This window comes from Streptomyces sp. NPDC090798, from assembly GCF_044768965.1.
In the GTDB taxonomy this organism is placed as follows: domain Bacteria; phylum Actinomycetota; class Actinomycetes; order Streptomycetales; family Streptomycetaceae; genus Streptomyces.
In genome coordinates, this window is sequence record NZ_JBIVXA010000068.1 from 1 (window position 1) to 1,540 (window position 1,540).

Below are 1,540 nucleotides of genomic sequence, written 5' to 3' on the forward strand. Positions count from 1 at the left end.
ACTGCTCGTTTCAGAATGAGGTCCGAAGGCGGCGGAGGCATATGAGGCTGCAGGCCAGTTCGAGCAGGCCCTGGTGGAGATCGGCGCGCCGTTCGTAGCGGGTGCGGAGCCGTTTGAACTGGTGCAGCCAGGCGAAGGCACGCTCGACGACCCAGCGCACCTTGCCCAGTCCGGAGCCATGAGCGACACCCCGTCGGGCGATCAGGGGCTTGATGCCACGTTTCCACAGCAGGCGGCGGTACTTGTCGAAGTCGTAGCCCCGGTCCGCGTACAGGCGTCGGGGTTTGCGGCGCGGGCGTCCCCGCAGTCCCCGGATCGGCGGGACGGCGTCGAGCAGGGGCAGGAGCTGGGTGACGTCGTGTCGGTTGCCGCCAGTGAGCTTCACGGCGAGTGGGGTTCCGTGGCGGTCGACGATCAGGTGGTGTTTTGAGCCGGGGCGGGCGCGGTCGACGGGTGAGGGGCCGACGTGGTCCCCCCTTTGAGGGCGCGGACATGAGATCCGTCCGCGGAGCAGTCGTCCAGGTCCAGCAGGTCGGCGCGGCGAAGCTCGGTCAGCAGGGCGGCGTGCAGGCGTGGCCAGACCCCTGCCTCGGTCCAGTCCCGCAGCCGGCGCCAGGCCGTCACGCCGGAACAGCCCACAGTCTCCGCCGGGACGTCCCGCCAGGCGACACCGGTCCGCAGCACGAACAGGACGCCGGCGAGTGCTGTTCGGTCAGGAACACGCAACCGCCCGGGATGCCGGTGGCGTCGTTCGGGAGGGGGTGGCAGCAACGGGGCCACCCGATCCCACAGGTCGTCCGGAACAAGATCAGCACGCACCCGGACACCTTGCCGACCGAGATCGTCGAGTACAAGACCCGCGGCATCTCCTCGCGACTTGCACGGAGGGTCTGGCGTCAGTTCGCCAGGTCGAGCGCTCAGCCTGAGGCGCCCTCCAGCGGAAGGTGGTCTCGGAAGTACTGCGACTCCAACCACTCCTCCTTCACGAAGAGCGGACGGGTCAGGCGCGCTGCCCCGACCTGCTGCGAGCGCAGAAGAACCCCGAGATCAGTCAGGGAAAGCGAGTCATCAGGCGTGTAGAGCAGACAGTTCCCATGCTCAGCGGCGTGGTCCAGCAGGAACTGCTGGCCCTGCTCCGGATCGCTTCCCGCCAGTGGGAAGCCAGACAGGAAGACCTGCGGACCGGTGACCGCATCCAGTGCAACACAGGCGAGCTTGCCCGCGTCGTAGAAAGCTTTCACCCCATCCGGGAAGTCCTCCTGCGCATACCGACCGCCAACCCGTTCCTGCGGTCCAGGGACCAAAAGCGCCTGGGCGACCTCGGCTGGAGACATCCCGAACCGCAACGGACCCACACCGGCTCCCGACCGCAGCTCCCAGCACTCCCGCTCCGCATCCACGCCCATTCACCCACTCCTACGTTCCGACCGGTCCGGACCAAGCCGTATGCACAAGGCCATGGGCCAAGGTGCCAACTCAGCTGTACAAGTGCCAACAGGATTGCTGCTCTCGGCGGGAGTCATTCTGAAACGATCAGTAA

2 protein-coding genes are annotated in these 1,540 nt (G+C 67.2%); both read right to left on the reverse strand.

Annotated features, from left to right (window positions below; all coding sequences use genetic code 11):
- Positions 1-10: 10 nt before the first annotated feature.
- Positions 11-819 (reverse strand): IS5 family transposase gene (locus ACIQTP_RS46985; protein ID WP_403412400.1). Its coding sequence is split into 2 segments (ribosomal slippage): positions 11-480 and positions 480-819, totalling 810 coding nucleotides; the frame shifts between segments, so codons are not numbered across the junction.
- A 98-nt stretch (positions 820-917) separates the two neighbouring features.
- The gene (locus tag ACIQTP_RS46990; RefSeq protein WP_189908800.1) at positions 918-1,406 is read right to left on the reverse strand and encodes a hypothetical protein; all 489 of its coding nucleotides are present in this window, start codon (positions 1,404-1,406) and stop codon (positions 918-920) included.
- Positions 1,407-1,540 lie beyond the last annotated feature (134 nt).